Source organism: Leisingera sp. ANG59 (genome assembly GCF_013317235.1).
In the GTDB taxonomy this organism is placed as follows: domain Bacteria; phylum Pseudomonadota; class Alphaproteobacteria; order Rhodobacterales; family Rhodobacteraceae; genus Leisingera.
The window spans coordinates 44,747-50,830 of sequence record NZ_WLCM01000032.1 but is presented as its reverse complement, the minus strand read 5'-3'; the positions used below and the strand labels follow the sequence as shown (position 1 = coordinate 50,830).

Genomic DNA, 6,084 nt, shown 5'->3' with positions numbered 1-6,084 from the left:
TTACACGACCAATGCCATTGAAGCGCTGAACTCGAAAATCCGCCGCGCGGTCCGAACCCGCGGCCATTTCCCCAGCGATGAGGCGGCGGCCAAGTTGATCTATCTGGCGCTGAATGCTACCTCAGCTGAGTGGAAGCGGTCAGTGCGCGAATGGCATGCGGTGAAAAGCCAACTCGCTATCATGTTTGAGGAACGCTTCCCGTTGGCGTAAGAAAAGGCGCCAGGGCACGAAATTCCGCACAGTCTCAGCCACCAGATTGATTGTCCAATCTTAACCCAATTCTCACCAAATTTTCCGAAATTGCCCTGCAGGACGTTAACCCAACCAGCAGGATTCTCCGTGACCGATTGGACCTCCGGCTATGTCGCCGGCATCGACTACACCTTCGACTTCCACCGCCAGCTGACCCCGGCCTTGCTGGGCTTGACCGCAACCGCGCAGGGGCTCCGGCACGGGCTGGACGGCGAAAACCTCGCCTATTGCGAGCTGGGCTGCGGCCAGGGGTTCTCCGCCAATCTGCTGGCAGCCGCCAACCCGCATATCGAATTTCACGCCATGGACTTCAGCCCTTCGCATATCGCCGGCGCCCGCGATCTGGCGCAGGAGGCGGCGCTGGAGAACATCCGCTTCCACGAGCGCAGCTTTGAGGATTTCGGCGATACCTCCGGCCTGCCAGCGTCTTTCGACATCATCGCGCTGCACGGTGTCTATAGCTGGGTCTCCGAGGAGAACCGCCGGCACATCCTGCGCTTTATCGCGGACCGGCTGAAACCGGGCGGCCTGGTTTATGTCAGCTGCAACACCCAGCCGGGCTGGGCCGCGGCGATGCCGCTGCGCCGGATCCTGACAGCCCGGGCAGAGCAGGGCAGGGGCACCCTGCCGGAACGGATCGGCGAAGCCCTGTCTTACGCCCGCCAGCTGGCCGGCAGCGGCGGCGGTTATTTCGAACGCAACCCCGCGGTTGCGGCCCGACTCGATCACGTGGCGTCGATGCCGGAGAACTACGTGGCGCATGAGTATTTCAACAAGGACTGGACGCCGTTTTTCTTCGAGGATCTGGCCGCTGAACTGGGCACCGCCAAGCTCAGCTTTGCAGGCTCCGTCAGCCTGATGGACAATCTCGACAGCCTCCGTTTCACTCCGCAGCAGCAGGCGCTGCTGGACGGCGAAAGCGATCCGGTCCGGCGTGAAGGCCTGCGTGACGTGCTGCTGAATGAGCATTTCCGCACCGATGTTTTTGCAAAGGGCAGGCTGGCCCATACCCCGCGCGGCAGCATCGGCGCCTGGTTCGCCACCCCGCTGGCGCTGACCCGTCCCTACTATGGCGGGACGCTCAAATTCCACCACCGCGGCCGGGATGTGCCGCTGGAGCAGGCGGACTACGCGCCGGTCCTGCAGGCGCTCAGCAAGGGGCCGGCCACGGTGCGCAGTCTGCTGGATCGAGGCGTATTCGGCGCCATGGAATGGGGTGCCATTACCCGTATGCTGACGGTGCTGGCAGGCTCCGGCCAGATCGCGCCTGCGCTGCCTCTGGAGGGGCTGGAGAGCCGTGCCGCCGCCTGCCGCGCCTTCAACCTCGCGGTCTGCAGACGGGCCGAAGACAGCGATGCCCTGCGCTATCTCGCCTCGCCGGTTACCGGCGGCGGGGTGGAACTGGACCGGTTCGAGCAGCTGTTCCTGCTCGCGCGCAGCGAGGGGCTGGAAACCCCGGCAGAATGGGCGGATCTGGTCTGGCGCATCCTGGCCCCGCAGGGCCAGCGCCTGCAGCATGAGGGCAGGGTGCTGGAGACCGAAGAGGAAAACCTGGCGCTGCTGCGCGCCCGCGCGGGCAATTTCGCCGCCCGCCGCCTGCCGCTCTGCGAAAGCCTTGGGGTGACGCTGCAGGAGGGCCGCCAGGCCCCGGCGCAGCTGCAGGGCGCCGCAGCCTGAGCGGTGAAAATTCCGGGGCGGAAATCATGCAGCTTCCGCCCCGCATTAGCATTTCGGCAAGCACTGGCCGGTAAAAAGGTCCGGCACGAGACAACCACTGACAGGAACTGAAACGTGTCCTTTGAAGACCGCGCGCTGGCTGCTCAATCCACTGGCCGGGAATCGGCTTTTGCCCTTGATGAAGTGTTCTTTTCCCGCACCGATCCCCGCGGTGTGATCCGGGCCGGCAATGCCGTGTTCAGCCGGGTCGCCAAATACCCGCTGGAGGAACTGCTCGGCGCGCCGCATAAGGTGATCCGCCACCCGGACATGCCCCGTGCCGTCTTCCAGCTGTTGTGGGATACCATCAAGGCCGGCGAAACCGTCGGCGCCTATGTCAAGAACCGCGCCCGTGACGGCAGCTATTACTGGGTGTTTGCCGTGGTCACGCCCTGCGACGGCGGCTATCTCTCGGCCCGGATCAAGCCGACCAGCCCGCTGCTCAAGACAGTGCAGCAGGAATACAGCACCCTGCGCCAGGCCGAGCAGGCAGAGGAGCTGAGCCCAGAGGACAGCTCCGCCCGCCTGCTGGCCCGCCTGAAGGAACTGGGCTTTGCCACCTACAGCGACTTTGCAGGCCACGCCCTGGCAGAGGAATTGCTGGCCCGTGATGCCGGCCTGAAACGGCCGCCCTGCGCCCGTCTGGCCGAACGCCGCGCGATGCACGCCACCGCCGGCCAGCTGTTTGAGGAGACCGAGGCGCTGGTGCAGGATTTTGAATCAATGCGCACCATCCCCCACAACCTTCGGGTCATCGCCTCGCGCATTGAACCGGCCGGCGGGCCGGTGACGGTGCTGTCTCAGAACTACAGCGCCATGTCGCGGGAAATGTCGAACTGGTTCGAGGCCCACGTCTGGGGCAAGGACAGCAACTTCCGCGCCATCAAGGGAACGGTGACCGCGGCCATCTTCGTCGAAGGCCTGGCCCGGATCCTGACCGAATGCGGCCACCAGCTGGAGCAGGAAAGCGCAACAGCAGCCGTCGACATCCCCCGTGAGCAGGGCATTCTGAATGATCTGACAGACGTCCAGTTCAGCAAGGCCCGCGCCAGCCTGCAGGCGGTCCGCTTCGAGGCCGGCCGCATCCAGAAGGCCTGCCAGACCCTGCACCGGCACTTCATGGCGCTGACCACCACCCGCGTGCTGTGCAAGATCGAATGCGCCCGGCTGGGCAATGTCGGGGAATCGCTGAACTCAATCATTGATGAGCTTGGGGTGTTCCAGGACCGCATTTCCGCCCGGCTCGAACGCATTTCCGAACTCAGCACCGCTCTAGCCAGCGATGAGGCCTGACCCTAGGCTTTCTTCTCGGCCCAGCTCTTGCGGAAGGACGCGGGCGACTGCCCGTAGCGCTTCTTGAAGCGGATCGACAGCTGGGTTGCGCTGCTGAACCCGGTGGCGGCGGAAATCTCTGCCACCGTCATGTTGGTCTCGTTCAAGAGCGCCAGCGCCCGGCCCACCCGCAGGTCTATGTAGAACTGCACCGGCGAGGTGCCGACATAGCGCTGGAACAGCCGCTCCAGCTGGCGGCGCGAGATCTGCGCGTGCTCCGCCACCACGCCGACCTCCACCGGCTCCTCGATGGTGTCGTGCATGAACTGCATGGCGTTGATCAGATGCTGGTTGCGGCTGCTGAGGGCCACGGAATAGGCCGACTTCTGCAGCGCCTCGCGGTTGTTGGAACGGAAGTGGATGCACATGTCCGACACAATCACCGCCAGATCCTTGCCGTGATCTGTCTCGATCATCTCCAGCATCATGTCGGTGGCCGCATTGCCGCCGCCGCAGGTCATCAGACCCTTGTCGATTTCATAAAGGTTCGCAGTCGGCTCCAGACCGGGGAAAAACTCCGAGAACGACGGCTGGTTCTCCCAGTGCAGGGTAAAGCGCTGGCCCTGCAAAAGCCCCGCCTGCGCCAGGGCAAAGGCGCCGGTGCAGATGCCGCCGAACCGGCTGCCATGGGCGTTCTGGCGCCGCATCCAGGCCAGCACCTTGGGGCTGGCGCTGTCCGACGGCTCGATGCCGGCGCAGACAAAGGCAAAGCTGCCGCGCGGCAGGTCCTCCAGCGCCATGCCGGTGTTGATTTCAATGCCGTTGGAGCAGGGCACCGGCGCGCCGTCCTCGCTCAGCAGGAACCAGCGGTACAGCTCCTTGCCGGTGACCTGATTGGCAATCCGCAAGGGTTCAACCGCGGCGCTGAACGCCAGCATGGTCAGCTTCGGCAGAAGCAGAAAGTAGATGTCTTTGGGCGGCCCGTCGTAATCAACCCGGAAACTGGCCGCACCCTTCGGGACAAAGCTGCGGAGATTCATATCGCTAACCTAACAGATGGGATGGTTACATTGAAACGCGCGCCGGAGGGGAGGCTCCGGCGCGCGCGAGGGGGATCAGGCGGTCAGCTCCTGCACCGGCTCGCCGCTGTCCTCCCAGGCCGCGACCTCGTCGTCGCTGGCCTTGGGCGAGAACAGCCCGGTCATCGCATAGAAGATGCCGATCAGCGGCGACAGCCAGCAGGCAAAGGCCAGCGGGATATAAAGCAGGTTCTCGAAGTTGCCGTCGGCGATCCCCAGCGCCAGCGCCGAGATCACGAATGCGCCGCCCGCGTTCCAGGGGATCAGCGGCGAGACCAGCGTGCCGCCTTCCTCGATGGCGCGCGACAGGTTCAGCGGCGAATACTTCAGGCCGCGGTAAACCGGCGCATACATCCGGCCCGGCAGGGCAATCGACAGATACGGATCGCCCGCCACGGTGTTGGTCGCCACCGAGGTCAGGATCGCCGAGGTCTGGATGCCGGCAAAGGACTTCACCCGGGCAATGATCACCTCGATGATCGCCTGCAGGCAGCCGGTGCGCTCCAGCGCGCCGCCGAACCCCAGCGCCAGCAGCACCAGCGAGATGGTCCACATCATCGACTGGATGCCGCCGCGGTTCAGCAGCGGGTCGATCTCCGCCACGCCGGTGTCGATGGAATAGCCGCTGTTGGCGAATGTGAAGGTCTCATGCAGGCCAGCGCCCTGGCACGCCATCGCCATGATGCCGCCCACGACCGCACCGGCAAACAGCGACGGGATCGGCGGCTGCTTCTTCACCGCCAGCACGATGACCAGCAGCGCTGGCAGCAGCATCAGCGGCGAAATCCAGAATGCGTTGTCCAGCGCCGCGGTGATCGCGTCGATACGCTCGAACGACACCTGCGAGGTGTCGATCAGGGTGAAGCCCACAACCAGGTAGATCGCCAGCGCGATCAGCATCGACGGGATGGTGGTCGGAAGCATGTTGCGGATGTGGTCGAACAGGTTGGTGCCGGTCACCGCCGGGGCCAGGTTGGTGGTGTCCGACAGCGGCGAGATCTTGTCGCCGAAGAACGCACCCGAAACCACCGCGCCGGCGGTCCAGTACATCGGAATGCCAAAGCCCGCGCCAATCCCCATCAGCGCCAGGCCAACGGTGCCGACGGTGCCCCAGGAGGTGCCCAACGACACCGACACGATGGAGCACAGCACCATTCCCGCGGCCAGGAACAGCTCCGGCGACAGGATTTTCAGGCCGTAATAGATCAGCGTCGGCACGGTGCCGCTGGCAATCCAGATGCCGACGATCATGCCGACGGTGATCAGGATCGACACCGACGGCAGCGAGATGTTGATGACGTGGAACACGCCCTCTTCGATATTGTCCCACTTGTGGCCCAGCTTCAGGCCGGCCAGCGCGGTGATGGCAATGCCGATCGCCAGCGGGATATGCGGGGTGAAATCCCCGAAATAAAACAGCTGGATGCCCAGCACCAGCAGGGTCAGCAGGATCGGCAGCAGCGCCATTCCCAGACCGGGTTTTGCAATATTCGGCTCAGATGGTGACACGGGGTTTCTCCTCCCTTGGGTCAGAACGCCTGTGCGACGCGGATGCAGCCAGACACCAGAAAACCGAGTCCCGGACTCGATGCCAGCGCGCCGGAATGTTCGTTTAATGCGACAAAAGCGCCGGAATTCCCCAATCGGGAACTTTTAACCGCTTAGGGGACGCCTCTCGCCTGGGGAGGATCCGCAGGGGCCGGGTGCGGCAAGCCAGGGCAGGGTAGAGCCGCCCGGCTCTTATGCTGAATGGCAACAGATCCG

5 protein-coding genes are annotated in these 6,084 nt (G+C 64.4%); 3 read left to right on the top strand and 2 right to left on the bottom strand.

From position 1 onward, the window contains the following. From GKC28_RS20340 to GKC28_RS20330, 3 genes are all read left to right on the top strand, one after another. Positions 1-211, top strand: a 211-nt coding sequence (locus GKC28_RS20340) for a transposase (protein ID WP_141117855.1), incomplete at its 5' end; no start/stop codon positions are given. 129 nt (positions 212-340) lie between these two features. After that, the gene (locus GKC28_RS20335; protein WP_174148828.1) at positions 341-1,930 is read left to right on the top strand and encodes a class I SAM-dependent methyltransferase; all 1,590 of its coding nucleotides are present in this window, start codon (positions 341-343) and stop codon (positions 1,928-1,930) included. 114 nt (positions 1,931-2,044) lie between these two features. Further along, positions 2,045-3,262 carry a PAS domain-containing protein gene (locus tag GKC28_RS20330; protein ID WP_174148827.1) on the top strand — a complete coding sequence of 406 codons (1,218 nt, stop codon included), beginning with the start codon at positions 2,045-2,047 and terminating at the stop codon, positions 3,260-3,262. A gap of 2 nt (positions 3,263-3,264) precedes the next feature. Here GKC28_RS20330 and GKC28_RS20325 read toward each other — a convergent pair whose 3' ends face one another. Further along, a complete protein-coding gene (locus GKC28_RS20325; protein WP_174148826.1) occupies positions 3,265-4,281 on the bottom strand; it encodes a GlxA family transcriptional regulator in 1,017 nt (338 codons plus the stop codon). 75 nt (positions 4,282-4,356) lie between these two features. Next, the gene (gene nhaC / locus GKC28_RS20320; protein ID WP_174148830.1) at positions 4,357-5,787 is read right to left on the bottom strand and encodes a Na+/H+ antiporter NhaC; all 1,431 of its coding nucleotides are present in this window, start codon (positions 5,785-5,787) and stop codon (positions 4,357-4,359) included. Positions 5,788-6,084: the final 297 nt, after the last annotated feature.